This window comes from Ruminococcus sp. YE71 (assembly GCF_900119155.1).
Classification (GTDB): Bacteria; Bacillota; Clostridia; order Oscillospirales; family Ruminococcaceae; genus YE71.
The window spans coordinates 1-14,686 of the sequence record NZ_FPIR01000003.1; the positions used below are offsets into that span (position 1 = coordinate 1).

At 51.6% G+C, this 14,686-nt stretch carries 15 protein-coding genes; 3 read left to right on the top strand and 12 right to left on the bottom strand.

Features of this window, described 5'->3' with window-relative positions; translation table 11 throughout:
- From BT142_RS03150 to BT142_RS03165, 4 genes are all read right to left on the bottom strand, one after another.
- A partial coding sequence (locus BT142_RS03150) for a type I CRISPR-associated protein Cas7 (protein ID WP_175545482.1) occupies positions 1-397 on the bottom strand: 397 nt, incomplete at its 3' end.
- 3 nt (positions 398-400) lie between these two features.
- Positions 401-2,269: a type I-C CRISPR-associated protein Cas8c/Csd1 gene (cas8c, locus tag BT142_RS03155; protein ID WP_084659304.1), complete on the bottom strand. Its 1,869-nt coding sequence runs from the start codon at positions 2,267-2,269 to the stop codon at positions 401-403.
- A complete protein-coding gene (gene cas5c, locus BT142_RS03160) occupies positions 2,253-2,996 on the bottom strand; it encodes a type I-C CRISPR-associated protein Cas5c (protein ID WP_072416761.1) in 744 nt (247 codons plus the stop codon). Before cas5c ends, cas8c begins: the two co-directional genes overlap by 17 nt.
- Before the next feature lie 19 nt (positions 2,997-3,015).
- Entirely contained in the window at positions 3,016-5,373 is a 2,358-nt protein-coding gene (locus tag BT142_RS03165; RefSeq protein ID WP_072416762.1) for a CRISPR-associated helicase/endonuclease Cas3, read from the bottom strand.
- Positions 5,374-5,920: 547 nt separating this feature from the next.
- On the opposite strand from BT142_RS03165, the gene BT142_RS03170 reads away from it, so the two are divergent.
- The 3 genes from BT142_RS03170 to BT142_RS03180 are packed head-to-tail and all read left to right on the top strand — an operon-like array spanning position 5,921 to position 8,447.
- Entirely contained in the window at positions 5,921-6,475 is a 555-nt protein-coding gene (locus tag BT142_RS03170; protein WP_072416763.1) for a hypothetical protein, read from the top strand.
- A 50-nt stretch (positions 6,476-6,525) separates the two neighbouring features.
- The gene (locus tag BT142_RS03175; RefSeq protein WP_072416764.1) at positions 6,526-7,218 is read left to right on the top strand and encodes a response regulator transcription factor; all 693 of its coding nucleotides are present in this window, start codon (positions 6,526-6,528) and stop codon (positions 7,216-7,218) included.
- Positions 7,215-8,447, top strand: coding sequence for a sensor histidine kinase (locus BT142_RS03180; RefSeq protein ID WP_072416765.1), 1,233 nt, complete (start codon positions 7,215-7,217; stop codon positions 8,445-8,447). The genes BT142_RS03175 and BT142_RS03180 overlap by 4 nt, the downstream gene beginning before the upstream one ends.
- Positions 8,448-8,545: 98 nt before the next feature.
- Here BT142_RS03180 and BT142_RS03185 read toward each other — a convergent pair whose 3' ends face one another.
- From BT142_RS03185 to BT142_RS03220, 8 genes are all read right to left on the bottom strand, one after another.
- Positions 8,546-8,953 (bottom strand): M67 family metallopeptidase, encoded by a 408-nt coding sequence (locus tag BT142_RS03185; RefSeq protein WP_072416766.1) that lies wholly within the window; start codon positions 8,951-8,953, stop codon positions 8,546-8,548.
- Positions 8,950-9,762 (bottom strand): thiazole biosynthesis adenylyltransferase ThiF, encoded by an 813-nt coding sequence (gene thiF / locus BT142_RS03190; RefSeq protein ID WP_072416767.1) that lies wholly within the window; start codon positions 9,760-9,762, stop codon positions 8,950-8,952. Before thiF ends, BT142_RS03185 begins: the two co-directional genes overlap by 4 nt.
- Complete coding sequence (gene thiS, locus BT142_RS03195) at positions 9,762-9,968, bottom strand: sulfur carrier protein ThiS (protein WP_072416768.1); 207 nt, start codon at positions 9,966-9,968, stop codon at positions 9,762-9,764. Before thiS ends, thiF begins: the two co-directional genes overlap by 1 nt.
- 13 nt (positions 9,969-9,981) lie before the next feature.
- Positions 9,982-10,299 (bottom strand): thioredoxin family protein, encoded by a 318-nt coding sequence (locus BT142_RS03200; protein WP_072416769.1) that lies wholly within the window; start codon positions 10,297-10,299, stop codon positions 9,982-9,984.
- 1 nt (position 10,300) lies between these two features.
- Positions 10,301-10,546, bottom strand: coding sequence for a sulfurtransferase TusA family protein (locus BT142_RS03205; protein WP_072416770.1), 246 nt, complete (start codon positions 10,544-10,546; stop codon positions 10,301-10,303).
- Positions 10,539-11,786, bottom strand: a complete 1,248-nt coding sequence (locus BT142_RS03210; protein ID WP_072416771.1) for an O-acetylhomoserine aminocarboxypropyltransferase/cysteine synthase family protein — start codon at positions 11,784-11,786, stop codon at positions 10,539-10,541. Before BT142_RS03210 ends, BT142_RS03205 begins: the two co-directional genes overlap by 8 nt.
- A 76-nt stretch (positions 11,787-11,862) precedes the next feature.
- Positions 11,863-13,698: a cysteine desulfurase gene (locus BT142_RS03215; protein WP_072416772.1), complete on the bottom strand. Its 1,836-nt coding sequence runs from the start codon at positions 13,696-13,698 to the stop codon at positions 11,863-11,865.
- Positions 13,685-14,638, bottom strand: a complete 954-nt coding sequence (locus BT142_RS03220; protein WP_072416773.1) for a family 2A encapsulin nanocompartment shell protein — start codon at positions 14,636-14,638, stop codon at positions 13,685-13,687. Before BT142_RS03220 ends, BT142_RS03215 begins: the two co-directional genes overlap by 14 nt.
- Positions 14,639-14,686: the final 48 nt, after the last annotated feature.

Genomic DNA, 14,686 nt, shown 5'->3' on the forward strand with positions numbered 1-14,686 from the left:
TTACTGCTATGGACAATCCTTCGCCCTTTTTATCACTATCATTAAAAGCAAATACCTGTCCGAAACTTCTTACATCTATCCACTCTGCACAAGCCGTGTTATAATACTCATCTCTGTTCGGTTTTTTACCCAAACTCTTAAGATTTTCATTGTTATCAGCACGAAGTTTCAGACTTCCAAACCCGTCATCGCACCTGTCATCAGACTGCACGAATATCTTCTCGCCCATGTCCTGAAGGCGGTTGCGTATCTTGCGCTTTATGCACACATCCGAGATCTCACCGAATCCGTCATAGTTCTCACGGGGGCGGTTGCCGTTTAAGGGATCGCCGTTCGGGTTTGCGTTTTTAGCGGTTATAATGACCGAAAAATCTATCTTGTTTTCAAGTGCAGACATTGTTTATTCCTCCTCATTTTCTTCGTCATTATTGCTCTTTCCAGCCCAGAGCAGAGCGTTATAGTGATGGAAACCTATCAGATACATTGGCGACAGCTTGGTGTTATCTTTGAAATCATCAAGAGACATCTTTCCCATGATCTCATTGAGATGCTTGGTGTATCTCACCATTACACCCTTATCCTTTTCGAAATATGGTTCCAGCTTTTCTTCTATGGTCTGCCATGTCTGATAAGGTCTTGACGAAAATGCGCTCCAGTAGCGGCGTGCGTTGGTTATGCGTTTTTCGTCTTTTCCGTAGGTATCGCTTTCGGCTTTGTCAGCTATCGCCAGCAGGCAGCCGAAAAGATAGCTTCTGTCGGTGCAATTAGGGTCATATGCCATTGTGATCTCTCCTTTATAATACTTTTTATTATTTCCGGAATCAAGCTGAGCCTTGCGTATCATACCGCAGGCAGTCTCAACAATTCTATCATGGTTATACTTCTGTTCATAATCGAGCGGCTTTGATGCTCTATTGCAAAGTGCGGTCACAATATCGCTCGGCAGCCTCTTACCCTCGACGGTACACGGCAGAAGTCTCAGCACTGTATCACGCAGCAGCTTTTTGTCACATTCGAGCTTCCCGCTTTGCTCTGTACCAAAAGCGCAGTTTGCAATATCATAGAACCCGAAGGAGTTGACTTCGCTGTGCTTCTTTTTGCTGTTTAATCTCAGCCATGCGGTCTGTTCGTGCCATTTTTGCAGATTGTCAAGAAAAACCGAACCGTCAAGCTCTGTATATATTGCTACCGATAATCTTCCTGTAGTTGCAGCATCAAGTCCCATGACCATGACCTTATCGCCGTCATTGAACTTCTTCTTATATCCCAGCATCAGCGCTGCAAGTCGCTCGGAAAAATAACGTTTAGGGTCATAATCCTCTTTTTGTTCTTCATCGTCATCAAGATCCCATGCACTTTTTGTAACAGACGGAAGTTCAGCAAGTGAGCTTTGCCATGTCACAAGCGTCAATGTATCAAAGTACATACCCTGTCTGCCTATAAGCCATTTCAGTGCATTGTGCATTTTCTGCGAGAACTCATAACCTACGGATAAGGCTTGCTCTTTGTTTGCAAAGCGTCCGCGATAGGTGAATCCGCTGTCATCATTTGACGAGATAAGTTTTGCCTTGTCACCGGAGTTGCGGATTTTGTTTGGCAGCTTATAAGTCACTTTATCTTGCTCACCTGTAATATAGCAAAGTTCTGTATTTGCATCACGGCAAGAATAGAAATCAATAAAACTGTCATATAACGACTTGTCGAGCCATGTTCTGCAAACATCATTTTCCGACAGCACGATAAACCTTACAAAGCTGTCCTCCTGCGATATATTTGCATACTTTACCTTTTCAGAAAACTTATTTGTATTCTCGTCAAGTATGATAACACCGCTTTTGACAAGGTCGGCCATAAGTTCCTTTTTCAGAAGATAGTCATATACCGCTTTGACCGCAGGATGAGAATGTGTACTTTCACACCATTTTTCAAGCTGTTCCATATATGCCGAATAATACTCGCTGTTATCAGAACGCTTACCTTTTGCATATAAGGGGTAATCACCTGCGATATAAACCAGTTTATCTGCAAGCGGCATCGGAGCGATACCGCTGCTTCTCGTTCCGGAATCTTCCGTAACAGGGATAATGGTCACAGCATCTTCTTTATTCACAACAGCCGCCGAAACAAACTCCCCGTTCTCATCAATAGTGATCTCTATCTGTGCGTTTGCCGTCGAATGCGATATCGGCAGCAAAGGGGTCTCACCTTCTGCCGCTTCCGTTCCTACTGCAAGCTCATAGACCTTATACAGCTCATTCGTCCAGCTCAATATCATCACCTCCCGCAAACTCTTCAAGACCGATGAAATTGTCATGCTCTTTTCCGAACTTTTTCATCTCCATTTTGCGTATGTGCCGCTTGAACGGCATATCTGAAGGTCTTGAAAACTCAATAATACCGTTTTTCATCACAGGCTGACCGAGACATACTGTAAGCTGTCCTCTGTCCTCGTCTTTTTCGGCTTCATCGGGATATATCATAGCCTCATACATAAGTCCGAAGGTCATATCAATACTGTCATAAGCACCCTCACCTTCACCGAACACACACGGCTCTACATATCCCTGACATTCCCTTGTGCCTAAGAAAATATCTCGCCTGCCGCCTCGTTCGATCATACGCTTTGCGATATTGTGGTGCTTGTGTTCGTTCCTGTCCTGTTCAAGCTCGGGACGGTTGAGGTTCCACTCAAAATGTGCCCTGACCTGATAGCAGACATCTTCAAGATAGCTGTAGTAGGCAAGATCGTTGCCGCCGCCATACTTTATCGGACGCACACCCTTGCGGACTGTTTTAATAGGCTTCATTATCCGAACAGCACTAATATACCACACGATCGTCGGCTTCCAGTATATGCTGTGCATGATACCCTTCAACGCTTCGTATGTTGGTATCGGGTAGCTTGTTTTCTCTCCGCCTGCCCTTGTCAGAACGTCGGAAAACAATGCGTTTTTGCCATATACCACAAACTCGACTGTATTTCTGTGTATTTGCATTCACTTCACCTCCGTTAATTCAGTACATAAGCAGTTCCCGCTCGGAACCCTCAGCTGTCACACCATACTCCGTACTGTAAAACTCACCCTTCAGAACAGCTATCTCACAATTAAAGATACTTATGATATCTACCGCACCTGAATCGCTGAGCTTTCTCTCCATTCCAGAATATATGCTAACTGAGTATTTCTGGGCTTTTCTAAGCAGAACTTTGAAGTCTTCGGCAGAAATATCTGAATTCAGCCTGGCGATAATACTTTTTGCCGTCTTGTTATATGGTACTATCACGTTACGGGTGTTGCTGTCTATGACCTTGAAAAGCGAGCCTGCTGTTTTGAACGCCTGAGCCATATATTTGTCCGGCTTAGGCTGTCCGCAGGCTGAATACTTATCCTTGTTGAGAGATAGCAATTCCAGCAGTGAAGCACTGTTCTTTGCGGTAATATATGCCATTTTCTCTCCGTGATCGTTATACAGCCTTTCAAAATATGCACTCTGAATTTTTGCGGATAACAGGTCATCGTTATTATACCGGAGTATCTGACGCGATATATCCTGTGCGTTTTTCATTTCACTGAGACTTCCGAGATTTTCGCCTTTCAGGTCAATGAGATATACAGGACACAGACCCTCATTTTCACCGTTGCGGTTGCATCTGCCTGCCGCCTGCGCCGCATTGTCCATGCCTGCAAGCGTTCTGATGACGCATCGGAATGAGATATCAACCCCCGCTTCGATAAGCTGCGTCGTCACGCATATTACCGGCTTACGTTTTTTCAGGAATCTTCGCAGGGTTCCTATACGCTTTTTGCGGTGAGCAGGACACATATTCGTGCTCAGATGTATGATATACGCTTCATTCCCGGCTTTTTCTTTGAGCATCCCATAAAACCGAAGTGCTTCAGATTTAGTATTGACAACAAAGAGAAGATCGCCGTTTTCCCTGAATTTCTCATAACAGAACTGTGCAGCTTCATCGTCATCAAAACCATGCGTTTTGACGGCATTTATCAGCTCAGTACGCTTGAAAAAAGCAAAATCGTCCTGATAGTCGGGTATCATATCAGGCATATCATCAAGCATCAGCTTATGCTTGTTTTTGTCAAATGTCGGCTGAGTTGCGGAGCATAATACCACTGCACATCCGCAGGCTTTTGTCAGAAAATTCACGGCAAGACTGAACAGATATACGCATTTTATCGGTACGGACTGCACCTCGTCTATAATTATCACCGAATTACAAAGCCTGTGCATTCTCCTTACCGAAGAGGTATTATCTGAAAAAAGCGAATTCAGGAACTGCACCATAGTCGTTGCAATAACAGGCTTGTCCCAGCGTTCGGTGTGGAGCTGATATTCGTTATATTCATTCTCGTCGTCAATCTCCGCAAGGATATTTGAATGATGCTCCAGAAAGTTATCATCGCCTGCAAGCGAACGTATAATATCACTGTTCTGTTCAAGTATCGACATAAACGGTGCAATGTAGAAGATCCTGTCCATATTAAAATTCTGACATTGCTTTATTGCAAATCTCAGCGATGAAAGAGTTTTTCCACCGCCTGTCGGCACTGTCAGACGACAGGCACCCACCTTATGTCCGGCAAAATCTGCACATTTGTCGGAAATTCTTCTCCTTCTGTCAGAAATGCTCCGTTCTCTTTGCGGCAGACTGTTTTGAATGCTTTCAAAGCTGTTCAGTCTGGCATCCATACACTCGTTCATTTCCGACCAGAGAAGAACATTGTCGCTTGTATATGCCGTTTTTCTTCCCGACATAAAATCAGCCGTATCGGTACGGTCAGCATCTATGAGCGCCGACTCAATAAGACGTTCGAGCATACCGATATAAAATGCCCATTCTTTTTCATCAGTTTTCAGCTTTCGGATAATAGAACATATTTCATCAGAAGCCTTTTTAAATAGTGCGTCAAGGTCTGCTCCGGCGAGCATTTCTTTGATATTTACCGAAACCTCTTTGTAGCAGTCGGTCTTGGATATACGCTTTGTGAAATAATCATCATCGTGATCGTCTATCCAGTCATGTATCGCATGATGTGAGATGATCGTATGTGCGATAAGAGCTGCGGCTGCTTTCTCTATACCGCCGCCTTCTTTAAGTATCTCATAAATCAGATATTTAGCACCGGCATAACTATGGTCTATCTCACCACGCCGAGCGTCGGATATACCATTGATATAATCATCGAACTTCTGAGTGAGTTTCCCGCCGTCATGCAGCAGCCCTGCGAGTTTTCCCGTAGAGGACAGTCCCACAGATCCAAGAAAGCTTTCTGCAAGCTTTGCAGCGTTTATGCTGTGCTCGGACACCGATTGCCTTCGAGTACCGTCCGTACTGATATGCGCTGTAAACATTGATTCACCTCGTTGTTCATTTTCAACAAAAACACCATATTACACAAGCGATTATAGTAAAAGCATAACATATCGTTTTCAAAAAGTCAATAGTCATTTAGTCCTTTATACATAATTTCCATATACCCTGCTCTACTAATTTGTCATCCTTGTTGTAACAGCTATTTATATTTCTGCCTATTGCATTCCCTTTTATACCACATTTCATTGACAAACAAAAGAAAAACGGATACAGCGGAGACTGACAGTCGGTCTCCGCTGTTTCTTTGTGCATATTGCTTGACAATACCGTGCTGATATGATAAAATTGATATTGGGTCTCAGCTTGCTGAAATGTTCGAGATGATCCTGAGCGAGAAGTACAAGAAGCATCCGCCGCTCAGCCAGACCAAGATAAAATTCTGTGGAAACTGCGCCATTACACTTTTGTGACATTTTTCTGACAGTTTTCCGCGGAAATGACCTCCGAAATGTGATATCATTATATCAAGCCAAGGAGAAAACGAAACGGCTTGAAAACATATCATATTTTAAGGAGGTCATTTTTATGACAAAGAAAAACAGATTCGTACAGGCAGGACTTACCGCAGTGCTTGCGGCTTCGCTGATGGTGACGCTCTCGGTATCGGCGGACAGCTCCAAAGAGCAGGAGACCGCACCCGAGGAGCAGAAGATCGAGACTCCCGTGACTGACGACCGCACCGAGGTCGCTGAGGTGTACGTCACCGACGACGCTCAGGAGTGCGAGGTCGCGACCGATGAGAACGACGAAGAGCTTACCGAAGAGGAGCTTGCAAAGCTCGGCATCACCGTGACCAAGATCGATGCAGACGGCGGCATCGCCGCTAACGGTGAGACAGTAGATTATTACAAGATCGACGCCGAGGGCATGACCGACGCGGAGCTTACCGAAGAGAATCTCGCAAAGCTCGGCATCACCGTGACCGAGATCGACGCGGACGGCGGCTTCGTCGATGGCGGCGAAGCGGCAGAGTATTACACGATCGACACCGAGGGCATGACCGACGAGGAGCTTGCAAATATCGGCGTCTACGCTGTCGATTATGACGGCTCCGAGACGGTCGAAGCACCTGTAAAGTAAGCAGAAAACGCTCTGCTTCGCATTGAGCGGAGCGGGGCAGGAGGGAAATTATGGGAAAGCTGATATACGCGGCAGACGACGAAAGGGATATCCTCGACGTTCAGAAGGAGTTCCTTGAAAACGCAGGCTTCACGGTCGAGACGTTCGGGACGGGCGACGCGCTGCTCGAACGCTTCGCGGAAGTGCCCTGCGACCTTGCGGTGCTCGACATCATGATGCCGGGCAGAGACGGTCTGACCGTCTGCCGTGAGCTGCGGCGGATATCGGACATTCCCATAATCATCCTTACCGCAAAGGAAAGCGAATCGGATCAGATGCGCGGGTATATGCAGGGCGGTGACGATTATCTGATAAAGCCGTTCTCGCCGTCGCTGCTGGTGGTGAAGATCAAGGCGATGCTACGGCGCGTCGGGACAGCGGTGACTGCCGCCGACAGCTTCAGCTTCGGGGATATCACGCTTTCGCACTCGCTGCATGACGTGACCTGCGGCGGAACTCCGCTGGGGCTGACGGTCACGGAATTTGCGCTGATGGAGTGTCTTATCGAGCAGCCCGGCAAGGCTGTCGCGAGGAACGACCTGCTCGACAGGGTGTGGGGCATCGACAACGATGATATCGAGACCCGCGTCACCGACGAAACGGTCAGGCGGATACGCCGCAAGCTGAAAGAAGCCCGCAGCAGCGTGAGGATCTCCGCAGTCTGGGGCTACGGCTACAAGCTTGAGAACGGAGACGGCAGATGAAAAAGGTCAGGTACAAGATCGCGCTGCTGGTGGGCGGCTCGGTGCTGATGACGCTGATGCTGATACTCCTGCTGTTCAACCTGCTGATGCGCCGTCAGATCGACCGCAACGCCCGTGAGTCGGTGGGGACGGCGGTGCAGCCTGCGCCGATAGATCAGCAGCTTTTGTACATACCGTCCGTGATCGAGCTGCCGAACGGTTTCCAGGATATCTCGGGCAGCCGCTTTTCTTCCGAAGCCGAAAAGGCGATCGCCGAAGCCTGCCGTAAGGACCCGCCGAAAGGTGCGGAAAAGCTCACCATCGGAGGGCACACCTACTATGTCTGCACCGACACGCTGCTCGCGAACGCGTTTGAGGTCGTCTACGACGGCGAAAACACGGTCATCACCGAGACGAATATCGCCGAAGGTTCGGCGGCCTGCGACGAATTGCCCGACGGTACAAAGCTGCCCAACGGAGAGATAAGCGTCATCGGATATGTGGACGTGACCGGCGAACTCAAAATGATCCGCAACATGAACATATTCTTTCTTGCGGCGGCGGCGGTCATCTGCGCGGTCGGGAGCGTTGAGGGCTATCTGATCGGCAGACGGCTCGAACAGAACCAGCTGTCGCAGAAGCGCTTCTTCGAGAACACCTCACACGAGCTGAAAACTCCGCTGACGGCGATACGCGGCTACGCGGAGGGCATCGGGACGGGCGTCATAACCGACTACAAAAAGACAGGTCTGGTGATCGCGTCCCAGACGGAGAAAATGAGCAGGCTCGTCGAGGATATCCTCATGATATCCAAGCTCGAAAGCGGCGCGATGACGCTCGAAAAGGAGCCGCTGCGGCTCGGTGAGTTCATCGAGAACTGCCTGATGCCACTCGAAGGCGCGGTCATGAGCAGGGGGCTTGAGGTGACGCTCGAGCTGGCGGAAGGCACGGTCAGCGCAGACCCCGACCGTCTCGACATGGCGGTCTCCAACCTGCTGACCAACGCTGTGAAGTACGCCCGAAGCCGCCTTGAGATACGCTTCGACGGAAGGACGGTCACGATCGCCAACGATTCGGCGCAGCTGACCGACGAGGAGGTCGGGCATATCTTCGAGCGCTTTTACACAGGCAAAAACGGCAGCACAGGCATCGGGCTCGCGCTCGCGAAGGATATCATCGAACTGCACGGCTGGGGCATCTCGGCTCGCAGCAGCGGCGACGGGATAGAGTTCGTCATCACTGTAAAATAGCTTTGCAGGCGATCTCGTCTGTTGCTCTGCTTGTTTTCAAAACGAAATAAACCAAGGGCTATGCCTCGTCTCACGGATGGCATAGCCCTTATGTGTTATTATTCGATGACCAGCTGTTCCTTTTCCGCCTTGTCCCCCTCGATATGGAAGGAGTTGAGCACAGGCACGTCGTCCATCAGCGAGAGGATCATGTAGCTTGCGCTGCTGTCGTAGGCGAGGCGCTTGTCCTCCTCCGACGGTCTCGACGGCGAGACGGGGTGCGAGTGCCAGTTGCCCAGCGGGGTCAGCCCGTTCGCTCTCATGTCCTTTATCGCCGCCAGCTGTTCCTTCGGGTCGAGGGTGAAGTGCTCCTCCGCGTGGTCAACGTTGGTGAGGATATACACCTTCTTGACGATCTTGTCCTCGCCGTCCAGTTCGCCCGCGATGAGTCCGCACGCCTCGATGGGCGCTTCGCTCTGCGCGTGGGCGAGTATCTTATCGAAATCTGCTTTTTTCAGTGTAATCATAAGCCGACACCGTCACATTCTGCCTGCTCGTAGTCGATAAGCTCGGTGATGGTCGGGTTATCGCCGCAGACTGCACAGCTGTGGGTGTCGCTCGGGAGCTTCACCTTTCTGAACTGCATTTTCAGCGCGTCGTAGGTCAGCAGATAGCCCGTCAGCAGGTCGCCGACACCAAGGATGTACTTGACCGCTTCCATCGCCTGCAAACTTCCGATAACACCGCCCATCGCGCCGATAACGCCTGCCTGCTTGCAGGTCGGAACTGCATCCTTCGGGGGCGGCTCCTTGAATACACAGCGGTAGCAGGGGCCCTGACCCGGAACATAGGTCATCAGCTGACCCTGAAAACGGATGATACCCGCGTGCGAGAACGGCTTTTTCGCCATGACGCAGGCGTCGTTTATCAGGAACTTCGCGGGGAAATTATCCGTGCCGTCGATGACGAAGTCATAATCCTTGATGATATCGAGGATGTTCTCGCTGGTGATGAACTCGTGGTAGGTGATGACCTTCACGTCGGGGTTCATCGCCTCCATAGTCTCCTTCGCAGACTCGACCTTCGGCTTGCCCACGTCCTTTGTCTGGTGGATGATCTGGCGCTGGAGATTGGACAGATCTACCTCGTCAGCGTCCGCGATGCCGATAGTACCGATACCTGCCGCCGCCAGGTACATAGCCGCAGGGGCACCCAGTCCGCCCGCGCCGATTATCAGCACCTTAGCGTTCAGCAGCTTCTTCTGCCCCTTCGCGCCGACCTCTTTGAGGATGATGTGGCGCGAGTAACGCTCTATCTGTTCGTTCGTGAATGCCATTACTGACCGCCTCCCATGAAGTACAGAAACTCTACCGTGTCGCCCTCGTGCAGAACCGTGCTCTCAAGCTGGCTGTTCTCGACAAAATCGTCGTTGACGGTGACGGTCACATACTGCGGTGTCTCGACATTCTCGTCGATGACCAGCTGTGCCACGGTGATGCCGTCCTTGACTTCCTTTTTTACTCCTGCAACTGTGATAATCATGTGGTGTCTCTCCTTATAAAAGTTTTTCAATGACCGCCGTGAGTGCTTCCTTTTTCACCGCACCCGTGATGCGCTCGGCTTCTTTGCCCTGATTGAAGAATATGAACGTCGGCGCCGACTGCACGCCGTACTCCTCTGCCAGCTCCGGCTCGAAGTTCGCGTTGACCTTGACGACCTTGACCCTGCCCTCGTACTCGGTCTCGAGCTTGCTCAGGATGGGCGACATTCGCTTGCAGGGCACGCAGCTGTCCGAGTAAAAGTCCGCGAGCACCGGGATCTCCGACCCCAGCACCTCCGACGCGAATTCGTCCTTTCCGATCCTTGCGGGCATATCAGTCACCCACCTTTTTCACGATGAGAGTGAAAGTTCCGTCGCCGTTCTCGGAAAGGTCAAGTACCTCGTGACCCTCTTCCTTGATGCTCTTCGGCACGTTCTGAACGGGCTCGCCGTCGTTGAGCCGTATCGACAGGATGTCGCCGTCGTCCAGCTCCTCCAGCGCGATCTTCGCCTTGACGAAGGTGATCGGGCAGTTCACATCGGTTATATCTATCGAGTCGGTGATATTGAAATCAGCCATTATCATTTCCTCCTTTTTCCAGGCTGCGGACAGCCTGCGCGAAGTCCTCTTTCAGGTCTTCGATATCTTCAATTCCAACGCTAATGCGTATCGTGTCGTCGAAAACGCCTGCGCTTGTTTTCTGTTGCTCTGTGCTGTGAGTGTAGATGGTGCTTGCGGGGTGGATGACGAGGGTGCGCACGTCGCCGATATTTGTAGCGATGGACGCATATTTCAGCGAGTTTATCAGCTGAAATGCCCTCTCCCTGCTCCCTGCGCGGATGGTGACGATAGCGCCGCCCTTGCCCGAAAGCTCGTTTCGGACCACCTCATAATACGGCGAGCTTTTCAGACCCGGATAGTTGACGGTTATCCCGTCGAGCGTCCCGAAAAACTCCGCGAGTTCAAGCGCATTTGAACAGCACCGCTCCATCCTCAGCCCGAGCGTTTCGAGCCCGACTAGGTTCATGTAGGCGTTGAACGGTGCAAGGCATCCGCCCGTGTTCCGCCAGATGCTGTTCCTCAGCTTCGACAGGAATGCGAAGGGTCCGAACTTTCTGAACTCGGCAAAGTCGGGGAACTTCTCCGCGTCCCACTTGAACTTTCCGCCGTCAACGATCACACCGCTGATGGAATTGCCCCCGCCGTTGATGTACTTCGATGAGGAATGTATCACGATGTCGGCGCCGTGCTCCAGCGGATGGATAAGGCAGGGAGTCGCGGTCGTGCTGTCAACTATCAGCGGTATGCCGTGCTCCTTGCACGCCTTCGAGACGCTTTTTATATCCACAACGTCGAGCTTCGGGTTGCCGATAAGCTCGGTGAAAACTGCTCTTGTTTTGTCGGTCGCCGCCGAACACACGCTGTCGTATGTTATCGCGTCGAGGAACCGCGCCGTTATGCCGAACGCTTCCAGATCCTTGAACAGGTCGATCGTTCCACCGAACAGCCCTGTGCTGACCAGCACCTCGTCGCCTGCGCGGAGAATGTTCAGAAGCGCCGCCGTTATCGCCGCCATTCCCGACGAACACGCGACCGCACCGATGCCCCCTTCGAGAGCCGCGATCCTCTTTTCAAATGCATCAACCGTCGGGTTGCCTGCCCTTGAATAAGAAAATCCCGGAGCCTTGTTATTGAACACCTTTTCAAGCTGTTCAGCCGAATCGTATGCGAACGCGCTGACCTGATACACAGGCATTATAGTCGCCCCAAGGCCGTTATTGGTCTCTGCGCCATGCAGCAGCGAAGTATTGAATTTCATGAGTATCACCACGATCTTCGTAAGATCAGCCCCATAGGGACGGCGTGCGCCGCCCCCGGTCGCTGATTTTTTATTTTTAAGTCAGGCTTCTGATGCCTTCAACAAGTCTGTCAATGTCTCCGAAGGAGTTGTACAGAGCCAGCGTCGGACGTACTGTGCCTTCAAGTCCGAAATGTCTCAGTATCGGCTGCGCACAGTGATGACCCGTGCGGACTGCGATGCCGAGCTCGTTCAGTCTCTGACCTACCGCCTCGTTGTCCACACCGTCCAGCACGAACGAAAGCACGCTTGCCTTGTTGGTCGCCGTGCCGATGAGGTGCAGACCGTTGATCTTGCGCATCTCCTTCATCGCGTAGACGAGGAGCTCGTGCTCGTGACGGTTGACCTCAGCCATGCCGATGGAGTTCAGGTATTCGAGCGCCGCGCCCAGACCCACCGCGTCGGCGATGCTGCCCGTGCCAGCCTCGAACTTGTTCGGAGCGGGATTATAGATGGTACGCTCGAAGGTCACGTCCTTTATCATGTTGCCGCCGCCGTGATAGGGTCTTGCAGCATCGAGAACGTCCTTCTTGCCGTATACCGCGCCGATACCTGTCGGAGCGAAGATCTTATGACCCGAGAACACGAAGAAGTCGGTGTCCAGCGCCGAAACGTTTATCGGGATATGCGCGATAGACTGCGCACCGTCGATGAGCGTTCTTACGCCGTGAGCGTGTGCGATAGCCACGATCTCCTCAACAGGAGTAACAGTACCGAGAGCGTTTGAAACGTGAGTCGCCGAGACGAACTTGGTGCGTCTTGTGAACAGCTTCTCGTACTCGGAAATGATGATCTGACCTGTCTGATCGACAGGGACCACCTTGATGACCGCGCCGGTCTCCTCACAGACCAGCTGCCACGGAACGATATTAGCGTGGTGTTCGAGCATGGTGAGGATGATCTCGTCGCCGGGTTTCAGGAGCGGCTTGACGTAAGCGTTCGCCACAAGGTTGATAGCCTCGGTGGTGCCTCTCACGAACACGATATTGTCCTTCGAGGGAGCGCCGATGAAGTCGGCGGTGATCTGTCTTGCGTTCTCGTAAGCGTCAGTCGAACGCGCCGCAAGCTCATGCGCACCTCTGTGAACGTTGGAGTTCTCGTGCTCGTAGTAGTACTTCAGCCTGTCGATTACCGCCTGCGGGCGCTGAGTAGTAGCGCCGTTATCGAGCCACACAAGGTCGTGACCGTTGATCTTCTCTTTCAGGATAGGGAAGTCGTCCCTGATCTGCGCGAGAGTTTTGGTGCCGACGATGATGTGACTGTTGTCGCTTTCAGCCTTCCTGGTCTCGGCCGAAACGGTGCTCGGAGCGGTCTTGGGAGCGTAGCTGTCAGCCTGCGTCTGCGAGAGAACAACGGGAGAATAACCTGTCTGTGCAGGCTGTTCCTGACCGACGCTCTCTACCTCGGACACGCCGGGTACATTTGCAGCGGTGTAGCCTTCGGGCTGAACGTAGGACTGTGCAGAGCCCACATAAGGCGAAACGCCTTCGGGAGTCGGCTGCTCCTGCGGTACGGTATATGTATCGTGAGCCGCATATTCCCTGCCTGCACCGACAGCAGGCGAAGCGCCGAAGCTGTCAGCAACAGCTTCATAATCGCCGAAACCGCCGCCGTTGTACTCGTTGGCGATGCGTTCGAGCTCCGAAAAGCTGCCGTAGCCCGAAGCTGCCTGCTCGGCGGAGGTAAAGTAGTTCACACCGCCTGCGTAGCTTTCCGCCTTTGCCGCTGCGTCGTAGATGACCGAAGTATCGCCGCTTGTCGCGAGATTTGCGATGCCCTCAGCACAGCGTTCGGGGTCAAGGTCGGGGAACAGCGAGTTCGCCAGCGACTCAAGCTGAAACTCTGTCGGGAGTCCGAAATTAGTCGTAGTCATAGTATTCACCTACCTCGACATCCTCAAGAACGGCGATCGCATCGTCTGCGAGGATAGCTGCCGAGCAGTAGAGTGAAAGCAGGTAAGAAGCAACGCCCTTATCATCGATACCTCTGAAACGAACCGAAAGACCTCTGGACTGTTCATTCTTCATGTTGCGCTGGAACAGACCGATAACGCCTCTCTTAGCCTCACCTGTGCGGACGAGCAGGATATTGGTCTTGCCGCTCTGGCTCTTGGGGTTCTTCAGACCGTCAACAAGCAGCTTGTCGGTGGGTATGATCGGGATTCCTCTCCAGCAGATGAAGGTGCCGCCTGCGATGTTTGCAGTTACAGGGGGAACGCCTCTCTTGGTGCATTCTCTCTCGAAAGCAGCGATAGCTCTGGGGTGAGCGAGGAAGAAGGAAGGCTCCTTCCATACCTTGGAGATGAGCTCGTCGAGGTCGTCGGGAGTGGGAGCGCCGTTTCTGGTCTGGATGCGCTGGGAATCGGGAACGTTCTTGAGCAGACCGTAGTCATCGTTGTTGATGAGCTGGCTCTCCTGACGCTCGCGAAGGCTCTCGATAGCGAGGTCGAGCTGCTCCTTAACCTGATCGTAGGGCGAGCTGTAAACGTCAGCAACTGCGGTATCTACGTTGATGATAGTGGAAATGGAAGCCAGCTGAAGCTCTCTGGGGTTCTCCTCGTACTCAACGTAGCCCTGGGGGATGATATCCGACTTCTTCTCAACGCTGCAAAGAACGTCCAGCGGAGTGTCGCCCTCCTTGACTCTGTTGATCCTGTAAATACCCGAATCGAGTCCCTTGAACTCGAGTACCTTTGTCACCCACTTGGGTGTAAGCGCACCGTACTGCGGTCTGGTCTTGTTGACGTCCGCAAGGTTATACGCTGCCTTTTTGCCAAGAGCAACGATCTTGTCATTTGTGTTTTCCTTAGCCATAGTTATGACCTCCAAATATTAGTATATGTTAAAAGGAAACGGGTTTTC

Excerpts from the sequence above, each read along its gene's own strand:
- BT142_RS03180 (WP_072416765.1), top strand. The coding sequence starts at position 7,215 with ATGAAAAAGGTCAGGTACAAGATCGCGCTGCTGGTGGGCGGCTCGGTG.
- BT142_RS03165 (WP_072416762.1), bottom strand. The coding sequence starts at position 5,373 with ATGTTTACAGCGCATATCAGTACGGACGGTACTCGAAGGCAATCGGTG.
- cas5c (WP_072416761.1), bottom strand. The coding sequence starts at position 2,996 with ATGCAAATACACAGAAATACAGTCGAGTTTGTGGTATATGGCAAAAAC.
- BT142_RS03220 (WP_072416773.1), bottom strand. The coding sequence starts at position 14,638 with ATGGCTAAGGAAAACACAAATGACAAGATCGTTGCTCTTGGCAAAAAG.
- BT142_RS03200 (WP_072416769.1), bottom strand. The coding sequence starts at position 10,299 with ATGCCCGCAAGGATCGGAAAGGACGAATTCGCGTCGGAGGTGCTGGGG.
- BT142_RS03205 (WP_072416770.1), bottom strand. The coding sequence starts at position 10,546 with ATGGCTGATTTCAATATCACCGACTCGATAGATATAACCGATGTGAAC.
- thiF (WP_072416767.1), bottom strand. The coding sequence starts at position 9,762 with ATGGCATTCACGAACGAACAGATAGAGCGTTACTCGCGCCACATCATC.
- BT142_RS03185 (WP_072416766.1), bottom strand. The coding sequence starts at position 8,953 with ATGATTACACTGAAAAAAGCAGATTTCGATAAGATACTCGCCCACGCG.
- BT142_RS03170 (WP_072416763.1), top strand. The coding sequence starts at position 5,921 with ATGACAAAGAAAAACAGATTCGTACAGGCAGGACTTACCGCAGTGCTT.
- BT142_RS03175 (WP_072416764.1), top strand. The coding sequence starts at position 6,526 with ATGGGAAAGCTGATATACGCGGCAGACGACGAAAGGGATATCCTCGAC.
- BT142_RS03215 (WP_072416772.1), bottom strand. The coding sequence starts at position 13,698 with ATGACTACGACTAATTTCGGACTCCCGACAGAGTTTCAGCTTGAGTCG.
- thiS (WP_072416768.1), bottom strand. The coding sequence starts at position 9,968 with ATGATTATCACAGTTGCAGGAGTAAAAAAGGAAGTCAAGGACGGCATC.
- BT142_RS03210 (WP_072416771.1), bottom strand. The coding sequence starts at position 11,786 with ATGAAATTCAATACTTCGCTGCTGCATGGCGCAGAGACCAATAACGGC.